The following is a 14,322-nucleotide window of genomic DNA, read 5'->3' on the forward strand; positions in this document are numbered from 1 at the left end:
CCGCCGAGCAGACCGTCAAGGAACGCGAGCAGCTCTCGCTGCTGCGGAAGAAGTTCGAGGCACGCGGCACACCGGCAGCCATGAGCGCCGCCAAAGCGAAGGCGGGTCCAGCGGCGCGGGCAAGCGGCAAGAAGACGGCCGCGAAGCTCACACCACAGAAGGCCGCGCCGAAGTCGACACCCGACCTCGGCGACCGCTTCATCAACCGTGCTTCGCTCGGTTACGCCCCCGAGGCTCCCGATACGAACCTCACGAAGGGCGCCCAGCCCTCGCGGCCCACGGCGAAGGGCGGGCGGGCCAGGTCCTTGGAGTCTCGTACATGAACAGCCTGTTCGGCGATCGCGATCTCCACGCAGTCGTCACCCTCACTGCCGCTGTAGCTGGACTTGAACCAGGCGAGATCCGTCGTACTGCCGCTCATAGCTCTCCTCGGAGTTGCTCCAGCAAGGCCCGGGATTCACTGGGACTCAGAGCCTGCGAGCGCAGTGTTTCATAGCGTTGGCAGAGCGCACTCACCTCTTTCACGTCGGAGATCAGCCGCCCGTTCTTCTGCCCTTCGGAATACCCGAGCCGCTGCCCCGCAGGGGTCTCCAAGATCCGCACCGGTCCATCCAGACACGCGTGCAACCCAGCTTCCAGCGGAACCACTTGCAGCGTCACGTTACGCGGAGCGCTGCGTTCCAGCACCTGGTCAAGCAGCTCACGCATCGCCTCGACATCGCCAAACCGCCGCCGGAACACATGCTCCTCCACGATGAAGCTGAACGGCACAGTCGGCCGCTCACGCATCATCGCCTGCCGCTCCATCCGCGCCGCAAGCTGCGCCTCAAGCTCCGCATCCGTCCGCAGCGGGATCGTGCCCTCGAACACCGCCCGCGCATACCCCTCCGACTGCAACAACCCCGGCACCAGCCGGCACTCGTACGTGCACAGACTCACCGCCTCCCGCTCCAGCCGCGCCCACCGCCGGAACCATGCCGCAAGGCCCACCTCGCCCCGACTCAAATGGCGCGCAGCCCTCCGCAGCGCGCCGGTGTTCCCCAGCGCCTCCTCCGCACGCTCCACGAACGCCTCATCCGGCATCCGGCGCCCCAACTCCACCGACTCCACCGTGTGCTTGGAGTACTGAACGACAGCCGCAAGCTCCTCCCGACTGAGCCCCGCGTGCTCGCGTAACGCCTGGACGACTGCGCCGAACGTGCGCAGACTGTCCGACGGATGAGGCTCCCGCTCCCCCTCCCCCGCCGGAACCGTCCGGGCGCTGACACCCTCGGCCGCCTCCGCTTCGACGATGTCCATCCGCCGCCCCTCTCTCCAGCCCCTCGGGCCCGCACACTTCAACACTCAGCGTGACGTCTGGACACGCGTACTGTCCACTCCACGCACCCGTACGCTCACTCCGCGTACGGGGATCGGCGCTCGCATTCGGTCACACCCGACCGTCACGCTGGCGCCATGCAGCAACCCTCTCCCCAACTCGCCACCTCACCAGTCACCTTCACTCAGCTGCTGTCGTCCACGCGGCGCGGTGCCCGGCTCGCCCGACTGCTCTGCGTGAGCCAGCTGCGCTCCTGGGGCACCCCGCAGGACCTCACGGAGCGTGCCGAGATCGTCGTGGCGGAGCTTGCCGCCAACGCGGTACTCCACGGCCACCTGCCCGGTCGCAGCTTTCGCCTGACCCTCGTGTTCGACGCCGCGCCCGGCCGCCTATGCATCGACGTCACCGACGCGCGTGGCGACAGGTGGCCGCAGGATCGCCCCACGAGCGCCGCACCCGGCAACGCGCTCCACCCCGACGGGCGCGGCCTCTCACTCGTCGCCGCGGTCGCCGACCACTGGGAGACACTCCCCTTTCCACCCAGCGGCAAGACCGTCCGGGCCGAGCTGATCGACACCGTCGCGTGATCACGTCGGCGGGAGCGAGGCCGCGCTTCGTGAGGTGCCTGCCTGGCCCGTCAGGCGCGCATTCCCAGTTTGAGGGCTGCTTCGCGGGCCTTCTCGTCGGCCATGGCGATGAGCTGCTTCCGCCCGCGGTGGGTCTGGAAGTCCGCCCGCGACCTGGCCAGGAGGGAGTCCGCCCGCTCGATCAGCTTGTGCGCCGCTTTCAGTGCCTTGATGAGGTCCTTGGTGTACCGGTTGGACGGCAGCGCGTGGACCTCACTCGTGTGCGCACGGACGCGAGTGATCAGGCGGAGCACGGTCTGCCGCTGGGCTTCCAGCTCGGCGGCACGCTGAGCCGCGCGTGGGTTCGGCGCCTGGCCGGGGCCCGAAGCCGCTCGTCGCCAGTTGGGAGTCGTCTGACTCCGTCCCGCGGTCGGCGCCGGGCGAGCGGACAGGCGCGCCGCTGTCGCGTTCAGTGGAGTGATGTGCCCGAGCGCCTGGATGGAGAAGAGCGCGACGCTTTTCTCGTCGGCGAACTGCCGGGCCTTGGCCGTATAGCCGCCGGACGCGTAGAACAGCAGGCGGTGGTGCGAGTCCGCCACTCCACGCAGTTCTCGGACTGGGCCGACACCGATCGGCTGGCTGTAGTGCTTCACCTGCGCGATGGCGTCCCGAGCGATCACGTCGACGCCCCCGTCCGCGCCGGCGCCCGTCACCCGCGCGTCGATGAAGCCGAGGCTGCGCATGTGGTCGACGGCGGCGAGTTCGGCGTCCTGCCACGTGCGGATGGTTCTCGCGTGGTACGCCCTCTCCTGTGAGCCGGCGCTTTCTTCCGCACGCGGAGGTGTGGACGCCCGGCCGGCCCCCGCCCGGTGTGCGCCGGACGTTCCCGAGGCACCGCGGTGGCCCTGCCCGGCGCGCGGAGGAGCAGCCGGGCCGTTGCCGCCGCCCTGTCGGCCGGCGGCGACCAGAGCACGGGCGACGGCCGCGGACAGGGCCTTGAGCTCTATCGCGCCTTCGGGGCCGTCGAGCACGACCGCCTCGCCGAACCGGGACTGACTCCCCCTCCCCAGGACGGTGAGGGGGCGGCGCAGTTCCATGTGTTGCACCTTGAAGGTGCCCCGCCACAGGAGGAGTCGCCGACGGGTCAGTGCGCCGTGGAACCGGAGGGTGGTGAACAGCAGCTCGACCCGTTCACCGGGCGCCAGGTGCGTCAGTAGCTGTTGGGCCTCCGGCGAGTTGCCCACCCAGCCGCTGCCGCGGGCAGCAGCGGAGGTGCGAGGGTCTCGGCGAAGACTTGACACCATGCCATCTTGCATCAACTCCCGATGCGGGACGTAGGGGTCCCGCCGCGGACATTGGGCGACCGGCTACGGTCGTACCGGCCAGAGCGGTGGACGTCACGCCAGGGCCGGCCAGGCAGCACGCCAAAAGCGCGTTGCCCCCGCCAACAGACTTATCTACGGTGGCTTTTGACACTTGGGGGATCAGGGGGGGGCAACGGGCGAGTGGGCGTCGACGTCACCGATGAACCCGGCCGAGCCGTCGCGGTTGACCTCCTGCTGAATGATGCCGAACATGCTTTCCTGTACGGCAGGTTCGCCGTTGTAAGGCCCCTTCTGCGCCGCGTCCAAGACGAGTTCGGCACGCCCGACGCCGAGGACATGGCGGTACGGTACGCCGTCCTTCGCGCCGCCTTGGCCGCCCGGGTCGGAAACTGGCCGGAGGCGGTCCGGCGGTGCCCCGACACCAGCCTGGACCTGGCAGCGACGGGGGTCGTGCACGCCCTCGCGGTGAGCGCCCTCCGCAGACTGGGTGAAGAGGGTGGGCGGCACACCGACTTCGGCACCGCGGCCCTCGCGATCGTGCTGTGGGCGCATCTCCTGGACGAGGACGACCCCGGCGACTTCCGTGCGCTCCTCACCGAGCGGCGCGGCGCTCCCGTGCCCGACGAGCTCTGGGAAGGGGCCCGAGGCGATCTGCTCGGGCGCATCACCGGCCTGCTGCACGCCCTGGACGTCCGGGGCGGCCGGGACGCCCTCGCCGCCTGGGAGACGGCCTGGGAGGCCGAGCGTGCCGTCCTTGCGGTCCTCTCTTCGGACGCCGGGCCCGACGGCCTGATCCCGCTCGGAGAGGCCGCCCATCATCTCGTGAGCCACGAGCGCGGCGAGGCCCTCCTCAACGCCTACACCGCACGCCACCCCGACGCCGCCACCTGGGCCGCGGACCCGCCCGACCACCGTGCGTGCGCCGGCCCTCTCGCCCAGGCCCTCGCGGAACGGGGCCGGAACCAGGTGCGGGCCGGAGAGTGGAGCGGGGCGCTCGCGGACTTCGGCACGGCGGCGCGGCTCGGCCACACCCTCGGCGCCGAGGACCGGGCGGCCGTACTCCGCGCGGGGAACAACGTCGGGCGGAGCCGCACCGGGCGCGACTACTCCCCCGTCACCCGTATCCAGGGCCTGGAGCTGGCCAACGCGCTGCTGCCCGGGGACGGCTCGCTGGCAGCCGAGCTGACCGCCGAGCTGGTGCGGCAGGGCCGCAAGGTCTTCGACAGCGACCCTCGGCAGAGCAGGAACCGCTTCGCGCGGGCCCTGGTCGTGTCGCCCGGTGACCGGGACGCCAGGTCCGGCCTCGACGACCATCTGAAAGGGGACCTGCGCCGAGCGCTCGACGGGGCGCAGCCCCAGGAGAAGATCCACGCGGAGGCGGTGCGGGACCTGCTGCGGCGCGATCCGGACTGTGCACCGGCCCGGAGGTGGCTGAGAGATCGTAATGCCGAGTGGGCCGTGGCCGCCGCGTCCAGCGGGCACATGGCAGCGGCTCGGTCCGCCGTGCGCCACGTGATCCAGTACGACGGCGGCCAGGGCCCGCACGGAGAGGAACTCGTCAGCAGCGTGCTCGTCGACCTCCTGGTCGACGAGGCCGGGTTCTCCGGAGCCGAAGGCACTCGCGCCGGACGGGAACGCGGCGTCGACCTGCTGAACACGGCCATCGGCATCGCGGGCCCGGCCCGTGACCGGGTCAGGGAGACATACGAGGCGGCGGTGCTCGACCTCGCCGAGTATCTCCAGGCCACGGCGTCCCCGTCGGACGTCATCGAGCTGTTCCTGCGGGACTTGATGCGAACCGGTGTCAGTGCCCGCTTCGACCAGACCGTGCAAGCCGCCTACCTGCGCCGCGCCCAGACCCGCGAGGAGGAAGGCGACCTCGGCGGAGCGCGGCGCGACCGCGCGTGTGCGCAACAGATCGGTGCCGAACTGCCCGATCAGGGACTGCTGTTCGGTCCCGCTCCCCGGATCCGCCCACGCCACCACTACGACTTCGGACAGGACACTCTTTTTTGAACGTCGACAGGCCCGCCTCGGGCGCCCGGGGCGCCGAAGCACCCCCGATTCCCTGGTTCGGCCCCACTCTCCACGAACTCGTCCCCGACAGCCCGCCGGGTACCCGGCCCCCGGTCCTCCGCAGACAGGTGGGGCAGGCCCTCACCGCGGCCCGGCAGGATCCGGTCAGGCAGGAGCACATCCGCCGGGCCGACCATGCCTCCCGCGGTGCCGTCGCCGCCCTCGTCGCCGAAATGCTCACCCCGCCCCTGCCCCGCCACGACTCCGAGGAACTTCCGTGAACGGTTCCGCCCCGGCCGCTCCCGCCGGTCCGCCGACCGAACTCGACAAACTGCGGCGCCGGGTCGAGGCGCTGTCCCGCAAACGTGACGAGGCCGAGACGCGGCTGCGCACTCTGCTGAGCTCCCTGCTGCCGCTGGACGACCTGCTCGCCGACACGCGCCGCCGGGCCGGTGCCCTGCACGAGGCGCGATCCGCCCGCGAGGCGACCTCGGCCGCCGTCGCGCTGAGCGAGCAGATCGACGCGGCACACCTGATGCTGCGCGGTGAGTTCGCCCGGCACGACGTCAGCTTGATGGACGCGGCGGGAAGGGCCCTCGATCCGGCGGAGATGCGCGTCGTCGGCACGGAAGCCCATGCCTCCGCCCCGGACGGCACCGTCCTGAGGGAGGTAGTCAGCGGCTTCCGCCTGGGCGCGTCCATCCTGCGCCCCGCACAGGTGGTCATCGCGGTGCCGGGCCCCGCACCGGAATCCGAGCCGGCTCCGGCAGCCGAGGACGGCCCGGATCCGGCGGCCTCCGAGGTACCCCCGGCCGGTGGCGGGCGGGCGCAGCCACGGCGTACCTCCCGCTCCCAGCGGAAGCTCCCGCGCAAGCCCTCGGCCGGGCGGAGACGCCGCTCCCGTCGCGGCTGACCCGGCGGCCACCGCACCTCCCCCGTCCTTACGTCCGACGCCCCACGACGATCAGGAAGCAACCTTCCATGCACCGGACTCTCGGCATCGACCTCGGCACCACCAACTCCGTCACGGCCTGGCTGCACGACGGCGTCCCCGTCGTCCTGCCCAACCGGCACGGGGATCAGGCCACCCCCTCGGCCGTCGGACTCGACTCCCGGGGTGCCCTGCTGGTCGGGCACGAAGCCCTCAACTGGCGTGTCGCTGATCCCACTTCCGTGATCACTGAGGTCAAGCGGCTGATCGGGCGACGCTGGGACGACGAACTCGTGCAGCAGGCGCTCAAGGCTCGGCCCCGCGACGCGCCGCCGGTCCGGGCGAGCGCCGACGGCTCGGTGGAGATCCGGCTCGGCGAGCACTACCTGTCCCCCGTGCAGGTCTCCGCCGTCCTGCTGCGCCGGCTGAAGGAGGATGCGGAGAGCACTGCGGGGGTGCCGTTCCGGCGTGCGGTGATCACCGTGCCGGCGTACTTCGCCGAGCCACAGATCCACGCGGTGCGTGAGGCGGGACGACTGGCCGGTTTCCACGTGGCGCGGATCGTGGCGGAACCGACCGCCGCCGCGCACGCCTTCGGCGTCAGGGCGGGCGAGAACGGCACCACGGACTACGCCACCGTGCTCGTCTTCGACCTGGGCGGCGGCACCTTCGACGTGTCGCTGCTGACGATCGGTCCGGGTTACTTCTCGGTGAGCGAACTGGGCGGAGACAACCTCCTCGGCGGCGCCGACTTCGACGCACTGCTCGACGACCACCTGCGCGAGCAGCTCGCAGGACGCGACCACAGCGGCGAAGGAGACGCCTTCCGGATCCGGGCCGCCGGCGAGCGCGCGAAGATCGAACTGTCCGCGCGGGACGTCTCCGAGGTGACCCTCGCTCCGCTCGGCCGCCAGGGCGGATCCTGGTCCGGGGCGGTGCGGCGCACGGTCTTCGAGGGGCTCCTCACCGCGCACCTGCGCCGGATGCGGGAGACGGTCGAGTCGGTGCTGAAGGAAGGCGAGGCCCTGCCGGAAGACGTCCAGCGCGTCCTGCTCGTCGGCGGCTCCACCCATATCCCGGCCGTCCGGCGCGAACTGGCGGACCTCTTCGGTGAGGAGACGGTGGCGCACACGGTGGATCCCATGATGGCCGTCGCGCACGGCGCCGCCGTGGAGGCCGCTCTCTTCGGCACCCTCGACTGCCCCGCCGAGACCTGTACCGCCGAGGGCATTCCCGTCACCGCCGACGCCTGCCCGGACTGTGCCACCTCGCTGCTCGGCACGGCCACCGTGGACTGCCCGGTCTGCCACGTCCCCGCCCCCGAGCCCACGGCCACCTGTCCCGTGTGCAGCGCAGACCTGTCCGGACTGCGCGCGAAAGCTCCGGTGGCCACCCGCGTGGAGTGCCCGGAGTGCGGCCGTGCCGACAACCCCGCCTCCGCGGCTGTGTGCCTCGACTGCGACGCGCCGCTGGACGCGGGCGGCCTGAAGTGCCCCGGCTGCGGGATGGTCAACGCCGCCGGTCTCAGCACCTGCTCGTTCTGCGGTGGCGACTTCGGCACCGCTCCCGCCGAACAGGTCACGGCACAGCACCTCGGACTCGAGCTGGAGGACGGCACCGTGGAGCTCCTCTTCCCCGGCGGTACGCCCTTCCCGACCGATTGGCGCCGGGTGGACGACCTCGTGGTGCGCGGCGGCAACGGCAGATCAGTGCGGTTCCAGGTCTGGGAGGGACCACACCTGGGCTCGGCGCAGCGCAACGAGTTCTGCGGCGGCTTCGTCGACGAGCACACCGATGGACTCCGGGGAGACGTACCACTCGACCTCCAGGTACGGCTCGACGCCGACCGGACCATCGAACTGAAGTACCGCATCGGCTCTGGCGACTGGCGCGGTGCCCGGCTGCGGCGCAGCATGGTCTCCACCGCCGTCGGCCGGAAGGCGGCCGAACTCCACGCCCGCTACGCCGACTTCCTGCACACGTGGGACCAGGAGGTCACCCCCGCCGAGCGTGACGCCCTCACCGAGGTCCTGACTGACCTGGACGCCCTCAGCAAGGGGGAGCCTGTGGGCCGTTCCCTGGATGGCCTGCTGGACTCGGCCCGCGACACCCTGGAGCTGTGCGTACAGGCCCGAAGTGCCTCCGCCAGGGCGACGGTCGCCGCACGGGGCGGACGCGGACTGCTGCCACCACCGCTCCTGGAGGACCTGCGGAAAGCGGCGGAGGCGGTCATGGACGCACGCAGGGCCATGGACGCCGACGCGATGCGGGCCGCCACGGAGCGGGCCGAGGAGCTGTGGACCGGGCTCGACCGCGCCGTCCGCACCTCGATCCTCACCATCCGCTTCGCCGAACAGGACGCATACCCGACGATCCTCCGCAAGGAGATCCTGGACGCCCGCGACGCCCTGCGCAGTGCCGTGGAACGTGGTGACCAGGCCGCGCAGGACACCCAGTTGGTACGCCTCGTACGCCTCGGCGAACAGGGCCGTGGCCAGTTCGCGGAGGTGAGCACCCCCTCCGCCACCGGGAGCGTTCTGCCGTCCAGGCGGTGACAGGCTGCGGGATGCGGCACGGTGCAGGGCACGTTCTGCCCTGCACCGCACGCCCCGACGGGCCACACGCAGCGGCAAGTCCGTCCGGGCGGTGCTCACAACGCCGGTCGAAGCGTGCGGCCTGCTCACCGTCGGTAACGCCAGATCTGTCGCAGCCGCAGAGCCTCCATGGCTCGATGGGTCTCAAGCTCGGAATCCGGGACGGGCTCCCGGCCGAGGCCGAGGCGCACCTGGCGATAGAGCCGGTGCGGGGCGGCGACGGAGCTGTCGACCAGCGTCGACAAAAGCGGTTCATCAGCAGGTGTGCCCCGGTCAGCCGCGACAAGCAATGCGACCTGATCGTCGAGGTGCAGGAACGGCACCTGCCCGCCCGACCTGAGTCGGAGGTCGCCCCAGTTCAGGGGGGTGCCGTCGACGCGGGCCAGTTCCTCGAGGATGCCGCGGACCGTGAGGGCCAGCTTGTCGATCCTCTCGGCCGGCAGGCGGTCGTCCTGCGGTGGCTCGGCGGTGCGGCCGGCCGTCGACGACGTGTTCCGCGGGACGGGCGCGGGCTGGGCGGATCGCTCGGCGGACATCCGGTCCTCCAGTACGCGCCGCCACCGCCTGAGGTGCTTGGCCTCCGCGACCGGTAGCGGCTGGGCGAACTGGTCGCACTGCTTCCCGATCTCGTCGAGCACCCGCTGCAGGTCCCGGGTGGACCGTTGCCTATGGGTCTGGCCCAGCTCACCGAGCAGGCGTCTGATCTTCCTGAGGTTCGGATCCGTCTTCTCGACCGGCTTGGGTTCGAGGGCCTTGGCCGGCTTCGCTTCGGGAGACACGGTCCGATGCTCCGCCTTGGCCGGGGTGACGGTGATCGGGCGCCCGATCAGACGGTCGAGGAGGTCCAGAACACGGTCACCCTCCATCAGCCACACACGGAGGTCCCGCTTGTGGGCGCGAACTTCTTCATACCGACGGAGATGCGCCTCTCCTTGTCGCATCGCCTCCGACAGGCGCTGGGCACGCGTCCCCTTCGTCCGAGCTCGGATCCTTGCCGCCTCCTCCAGCTTTTCCCGCATCTCCGCACGCCTCTGACGTGCCTGACGCAAGTCGCTCTCGGAGGGTGCTTGCTTCCTGACGGAGGGCTGGTTCGCAGCAGGCGGCGGAGCGGCCGACACGCGTGTCTCCCGGCTCCCGTACGCCTCATGCGTCTTCTTGACCTCGGCCGCCGCCCACTGCTGCAGAGCGAACTCCGAAGCCGGCTCAGCGGCCCCGAGCCGGCTCAGTACCTGGCCCAGGTACGGAAGGGGCCTGCCCAAGTGGGTGACGACCAGGACACTCAGCAGCGGGCGGTCGGGTACGCGAGGCTTGTCCACCTCGATCAGCAGTTCCTGGCGCTTGGGGTTCGGCAGGTCGTAGACCCACCGGCCGAGCCGCCCGGACAGCTCGCTCCACGTGATCGTGGCGCCCTTCGCCGCGACCTCCTCCAGCACTTTCCTGAGCGCGTCGGCTGTCCGTCCCGGTGCGGTCTCCGATGCTTTCGGCCCGCTGGGCACGGGTTCGGTGAGCGGGGTTCGCTCACAAGCGCCGGCGACGCGAGGCGCCGGGACGTGCTTCTCGTCGAGCGCGACGCTGGGACGCCACAGACCGGTGCGCTCCGCGTCCAGGCCATTGAGCCGTACCAGGGCGTCGGCCCGCACCGCCCACGAGGAACCGTTTCCCTCGACGACATCCGTGACCAGCAGCCGGACCGAACCCGCGAGGCGGTAGACGTACTGGTCCGTGGGAGCCGGCACCGTGTCGGGCAGGGACAGACAGGCCCGGACGATGCGGCTTCCCGCCGGCTTGACGAAGCCAGGGACCAGACGCCTGCCGGGCACGTCCAACGACGAGGAGGACACGGGTGCCGCTTCCGCGTCCACCGCGAACACGACCTGTCCGCCGGGAAGGGCCACGCTGCTGGGAAACGGCTCACAGCCGATGCCGTCGTCGCGGACCGCTCCCTCGGCACGCAGCTCCTCGAGCGCGGGCGTGACGAGTCCGCTTTCGGTCATCCGGCAGTGCTCCAGGTGAGCCCAAGGGGTCTTCTTGCCGTCGGTCACGGTGCCGATGAACACACGACGGTCATTGCCCTCGGTCTCGCACCGCACGAGCAGCGCGTAGCCTCGGCGCGCCACCGTGTCGCGGGCGAGCGCGTCGTCCCGGCCGAAGACCCATTCGATACGGCCTTCCTTCGCGCCCAGGCTGTCCGCCGCCTTGCGCCAGCTCCGGTAGTCCTCCGGGTGGAGTTCGAACCGGAGGTGCGTTTTCGTACGACGCAGCCAGAAGTCCACGGCATCACCCTGACAGTGCCCGAAGCTGCGCAGCTCGCCCTGGACCGCATGTCCCTGCGCCGAGAGCCAGCGAGTGACATGGGCCTTGATGAACAAGTGGTCGGCGCCGTCCGCGCTGTGGGTGGTCCGGTGGCATTCCCCACGGCCCGGGTCGGCTTCGTGGGCGAAGTGACATACCCTCGTCACATACCGCTTGGGGCGCAGCGGCTCTCCACAGCCGCCGAGAAGCGTGCCGCACCAGAAGTCGTCCCTCCCGAATTGACGGAGGAACTCGTCAAGGTTGTGCGGCTGTTCAGGGAGGATCACCGGCTGATCCGAGTCGCGGCCTCCGATGACCTCGGTCTGGATGAGACGGGTGTCGATCTGCCCCAACTCTGGGTCCTCCAATGAATACGTGAGACGACCGTGCGGCTTCGCGGGCCTTCTCGTCGGCCATGGCTATGAGTTGCTTCCGCCCGCGTTGGGACTGGAGGTCCGCCCGCGCCTTGGTCAGGAGGGAGTCCGCGCGCTCCGTCAATTGTGCGCCGCTTTCATCGCCTCGATGAGGTCCTTGGTGTACCGGTTGGCGGGGCAGCTCGGGGAAGGCGTCCTCCCAGACCTCGCGGATGGAGGGCTGACCAGGCGACGCAGAACGGGCCACTGCTCCGCCGGCAGCCGGTGGTGAAGGAAGGCCGCCAGATCCTCGCGCGGGCCCTCGGCGAAGACAGCCCGGCCCGCCCTGCCGTCGGTCACGGTGCCGAACAATGCGAAGAGAACCCAACCGCGCTCGAGGTTTCGGGCAAACCCGCACCACTCACCAAGTGAGTGCGAGCGCGTCCACGCCTACACGGGCAGCGCGGGGAACACCGTCACGGAGCCGTCCCTGTCGCGGGCGATCTCGATCGCCACGTCCCTCGGGCGATCGCTGACCGTGACGCCACGGCCCAGTTGGTGAATCCGGTGTGCCGCGCTCATGAGGCGATCGACCTCACCGGTCGTGAAGACGGGTCGCAGACCGTTAGGGCGTGCCAGTTCCAGGGCTGACAGGCGTACCAGGACACCAGCCATGCCCGACTCCAGTTCGTCGAGGCGCTGTTGATCGCGCTTGAGTGCGCGGGTGAAGTTCTTGAACGGGTTGTCGGGGTCGCTCTGGGCGTGCTCGACGGCCTGGAGGACGACGACCCGCCGCATCAGCGCGATGGCCAGGGACGCGAGTTCGAGGTGGGTGCGGAACGTGCCTCCCTGGTCGTCGATGCCGGGGAACGACTTGGTCAACGTGGCGAGTTCGACGGCCTCGCCCTCGGGCAGTCTGTCGAGCGCGCTCTGCCATTGGGCCAGGCGGATGTCGGCTCTGCCCAGTGCCGTGTCGATGGTGTGCACCGCCGAGTCGAGTCCCAGTGAGACACCGAGCTTGCCCTCGTCGAGCAGGATGGCCGTGGCCTTGTCGATGGCGGCACGGCAGCCGTTGAGCGCACTGTGCTCGTCGTCGAGCTTGTCCTGCTGAAGTTGTTCCAGCAGTTCCGTGATGTGCTCGATGGCCTGCTGGCGTTGACGGTCGGCGTGCGCGCTCACCCCCACCGCCACGGCCATGAGCACGAGCGGAGCGGCGACGGTGAGCGCCGTGCCGCCGGCGGCCGCGACACCGGCGGTCGCACCCGCCCCTCCGACCGCACCCGCCGCTGTCGCTCCTCCGACCGGCACGAACTTCGCCTGGGCGGCGATCTTGCCCGACGTGTTCACGAGCGCGCCATACATGCCACCGGTCGCGCCCTTCGGCACCATCGGCCGGACGAGCCCCTTCCCGAACTGGGCCGCGACCTTCGCCGGGACCACCATGCGATACAGGTTCTCGCCGGAGGCGGTCGCCCTGGCCGCCGTAAGGGAACTGCGCGTCGATTGCGTCATGAACTGCGACAGGTGCTGCGCCAAGGGGCTCGCGGCGTCTAGCGGGATGCCACGGCGGCGGTCGATCTTGTCGGGCAGCGGATGTACCTCAAGCGTGACGATCGGCTCGTCGGCCATGACGGCCAGCACTCCGCGCAGTTCGGCCAGGCGCTCGGCCGTCATCGACTCACCCGCGGTCAGCGCCGCCGGCACCCGGACGTCAGCGGTCGCCAGCGTCCACACGGGCACGGTCGTCTTACGGTCGTCAGTCATCGTCTCCCCTTGTGTTTTCCAACATGCTCGTAGCCTCAGTCGCCATCACCGCATGTGCACCCACCCGTGCAGCCCCTCCAGCTGCCGCGGCAGCCGACTGCCCTGCCAGCCCAGCACCAACCGCTGCCGGGCACGGGTGATCATGACGTAGTACGCCATGCGCAGGGTCGCCTCCGTGGGATCCGTGGCGGAGTCGGACTCCGCGTCGGCGATGACGACGGTGTCGAAGTCAAGGCCCTTGGCGCTGGCCCGGTGGACGACGACTACGCCGGGGCGGGCAAGGTCGAGGTCGCGGTAGCGTCCGGAGGACGCCGCCGAACTGTAGAGCTGGGGTTCTTGGGCGAGGCCGGCGCGCTCCAGGCGGCGCATAAGATCGGCGGCTGTGCGCAGGGAGTTGACGATGACTCCGATACGGTCCCTCGGGTGCCTCGCCGCCATGGTGGCGATGTCGTCGGCGAGCTCCTTGATGCCGGAGTAGTGGCGGACGACGGGCAGCGTGCCGCTGCGGAAGGGGATGTCGGGGCGGGCGCCGCCGGTGCGGAAGTGCTCGGCAAGCGAGGCGATCTCGCGGGTGTTCCGGTGGTTGCCGGAGATTTCGACACGTCCGGTGGAGCGGCCGAGGGCGTCGGTGATCTCGGTGAGGGTGGAGTTCGTCTCGGTGAGGCGCTGGCACTCGTCGGCGAAGACCGTCACGGAAGCGGCGGCGAGGCGGGCCATGCGGTAGAAGCCCGGCGACAGGTCCTGGCCCTCGTCGATGACCAGGTGCGGCGTGGCCTCCTCGTTCTCGCCGAGGGCGGCGGCGGCCTGTTGGGTGAGGGCCGCCCAGTCGAACCAGCCGTCCTGGGTGCGTGGTGCGCCGTATCCGAAGTGGCGCAGGACCCAGCCGTGGACGGTGGCGGCCTCGACAGGTGCGCCCGGGACCGTGAGGCCCTGGAGGGTGTCGCCCAGGAGCTGGCGCAGCAGGTTGGAGCGGGACAGCAGCAGGGTGGGGCGGCCGGTGAGGGCGAGGTGGACGGCGCGGTGTGCGGCGAGCAGGCTCTTGCCGCTGCCGGGCGGGCCGCTGACGACGTGGTTGCCGGTCAGCGGCAGGGCGTCCAGGCAGTCGCGCTGGGCGGGGGTGAGGTCGGGGTGGAGGACGGGTGTGTTCGCGGTGGTCATGGGTG

General features: G+C 70.8%; 11 protein-coding genes. 5 read left to right on the forward strand and 6 right to left on the reverse strand.

The genetic code is table 11. The features are described from left to right. Positions 1–220: 220 nt before the first annotated feature. The gene (locus ACWGJ5_RS13530) at positions 221–421 is read right to left on the reverse strand and encodes a DUF397 domain-containing protein (protein ID WP_453309897.1); all 201 of its coding nucleotides are present in this window, start codon (positions 419–421) and stop codon (positions 221–223) included. Continuing rightward, positions 418–1,299: a helix-turn-helix domain-containing protein gene (locus tag ACWGJ5_RS13535; RefSeq protein WP_453309898.1), complete on the reverse strand. Its 882-nt coding sequence runs from the start codon at positions 1,297–1,299 to the stop codon at positions 418–420. Before ACWGJ5_RS13535 ends, ACWGJ5_RS13530 begins: the two co-directional genes overlap by 4 nt. 156 nt (positions 1,300–1,455) lie before the next feature. Here ACWGJ5_RS13535 and ACWGJ5_RS13540 point away from each other — a divergent pair, with 156 nt between their 5' ends. Continuing rightward, positions 1,456–1,905 carry an ATP-binding protein gene (locus ACWGJ5_RS13540; protein ID WP_453309899.1) on the forward strand — a complete coding sequence of 150 codons (450 nt, stop codon included), beginning with the start codon at positions 1,456–1,458 and terminating at the stop codon, positions 1,903–1,905. A gap of 50 nt (positions 1,906–1,955) precedes the next feature. Here the strand turns inward: ACWGJ5_RS13540 and ACWGJ5_RS13545 are convergent, their stop codons facing one another. Next, the gene (locus ACWGJ5_RS13545; RefSeq protein WP_453309900.1) at positions 1,956–3,188 is read right to left on the reverse strand and encodes a restriction endonuclease; all 1,233 of its coding nucleotides are present in this window, start codon (positions 3,186–3,188) and stop codon (positions 1,956–1,958) included. Positions 3,189–3,545: 357 nt separating this feature from the next. On the opposite strand from ACWGJ5_RS13545, the gene ACWGJ5_RS13550 reads away from it, so the two are divergent. The 4 genes from ACWGJ5_RS13550 to ACWGJ5_RS13565 all read left to right on the forward strand — a co-directional run bounded on the left by ACWGJ5_RS13550 (position 3,546) and on the right by ACWGJ5_RS13565 (position 8,711). After that, entirely contained in the window at positions 3,546–5,225 is a 1,680-nt protein-coding gene (locus ACWGJ5_RS13550; protein WP_453309901.1) for a hypothetical protein, read from the forward strand. Continuing rightward, positions 5,222–5,506: a hypothetical protein gene (locus tag ACWGJ5_RS13555; RefSeq protein WP_453309902.1), complete on the forward strand. Its 285-nt coding sequence runs from the start codon at positions 5,222–5,224 to the stop codon at positions 5,504–5,506. The genes ACWGJ5_RS13550 and ACWGJ5_RS13555 overlap by 4 nt, the downstream gene beginning before the upstream one ends. Next, positions 5,503–6,138, forward strand: coding sequence for a nucleotide exchange factor GrpE (locus tag ACWGJ5_RS13560; protein WP_453309903.1), 636 nt, complete (start codon positions 5,503–5,505; stop codon positions 6,136–6,138). Before ACWGJ5_RS13555 ends, ACWGJ5_RS13560 begins: the two co-directional genes overlap by 4 nt. Before the next feature lie 68 nt (positions 6,139–6,206). Further along, complete coding sequence (locus tag ACWGJ5_RS13565; RefSeq protein WP_453309904.1) at positions 6,207–8,711, forward strand: Hsp70 family protein; 2,505 nt, start codon at positions 6,207–6,209, stop codon at positions 8,709–8,711. Positions 8,712–8,836: 125 nt separating this feature from the next. Here ACWGJ5_RS13565 and ACWGJ5_RS13570 read toward each other — a convergent pair whose 3' ends face one another. The 3 genes from ACWGJ5_RS13570 to ACWGJ5_RS13580 all read right to left on the reverse strand — a co-directional run bounded on the left by ACWGJ5_RS13570 (position 8,837) and on the right by ACWGJ5_RS13580 (position 14,317). Further along, entirely contained in the window at positions 8,837–11,395 is a 2,559-nt protein-coding gene (locus tag ACWGJ5_RS13570) for a hypothetical protein (RefSeq protein ID WP_453309905.1), read from the reverse strand. Positions 11,396–11,845: 450 nt separating this feature from the next. Continuing rightward, positions 11,846–13,159, reverse strand: coding sequence for a hypothetical protein (locus ACWGJ5_RS13575; RefSeq protein ID WP_453309906.1), 1,314 nt, complete (start codon positions 13,157–13,159; stop codon positions 11,846–11,848). A gap of 45 nt (positions 13,160–13,204) precedes the next feature. Next, positions 13,205–14,317, reverse strand: a complete 1,113-nt coding sequence (locus ACWGJ5_RS13580; protein ID WP_453309907.1) for an AAA family ATPase — start codon at positions 14,315–14,317, stop codon at positions 13,205–13,207. Positions 14,318–14,322 lie beyond the last annotated feature (5 nt).

The sequence above is a fragment of the Streptomyces sp. NPDC054783 genome (genome assembly GCF_053611725.1).

What these genes read in the sequence shown, in the direction of transcription:
- ACWGJ5_RS13550 (WP_453309901.1), top strand. Translation starts at nt 3,546, where the DNA reads ATGGCGGTACGGTACGCCGTCCTTCGCGCCGCCTTGGCCGCCCGGGTC.
- ACWGJ5_RS13580 (WP_453309907.1), bottom strand. Translation starts at nt 14,317, where the DNA reads ATGACCACCGCGAACACACCCGTCCTCCACCCCGACCTCACCCCCGCC.
- ACWGJ5_RS13530 (WP_453309897.1), bottom strand. Translation starts at nt 421, where the DNA reads ATGAGCGGCAGTACGACGGATCTCGCCTGGTTCAAGTCCAGCTACAGC.
- ACWGJ5_RS13535 (WP_453309898.1), bottom strand. Translation starts at nt 1,299, where the DNA reads ATGGACATCGTCGAAGCGGAGGCGGCCGAGGGTGTCAGCGCCCGGACG.
- ACWGJ5_RS13545 (WP_453309900.1), bottom strand. Translation starts at nt 3,188, where the DNA reads ATGGTGTCAAGTCTTCGCCGAGACCCTCGCACCTCCGCTGCTGCCCGC.
- ACWGJ5_RS13540 (WP_453309899.1), top strand. Translation starts at nt 1,456, where the DNA reads ATGCAGCAACCCTCTCCCCAACTCGCCACCTCACCAGTCACCTTCACT.
- ACWGJ5_RS13575 (WP_453309906.1), bottom strand. Translation starts at nt 13,159, where the DNA reads ATGACTGACGACCGTAAGACGACCGTGCCCGTGTGGACGCTGGCGACC.
- ACWGJ5_RS13565 (WP_453309904.1), top strand. Translation starts at nt 6,207, where the DNA reads ATGCACCGGACTCTCGGCATCGACCTCGGCACCACCAACTCCGTCACG.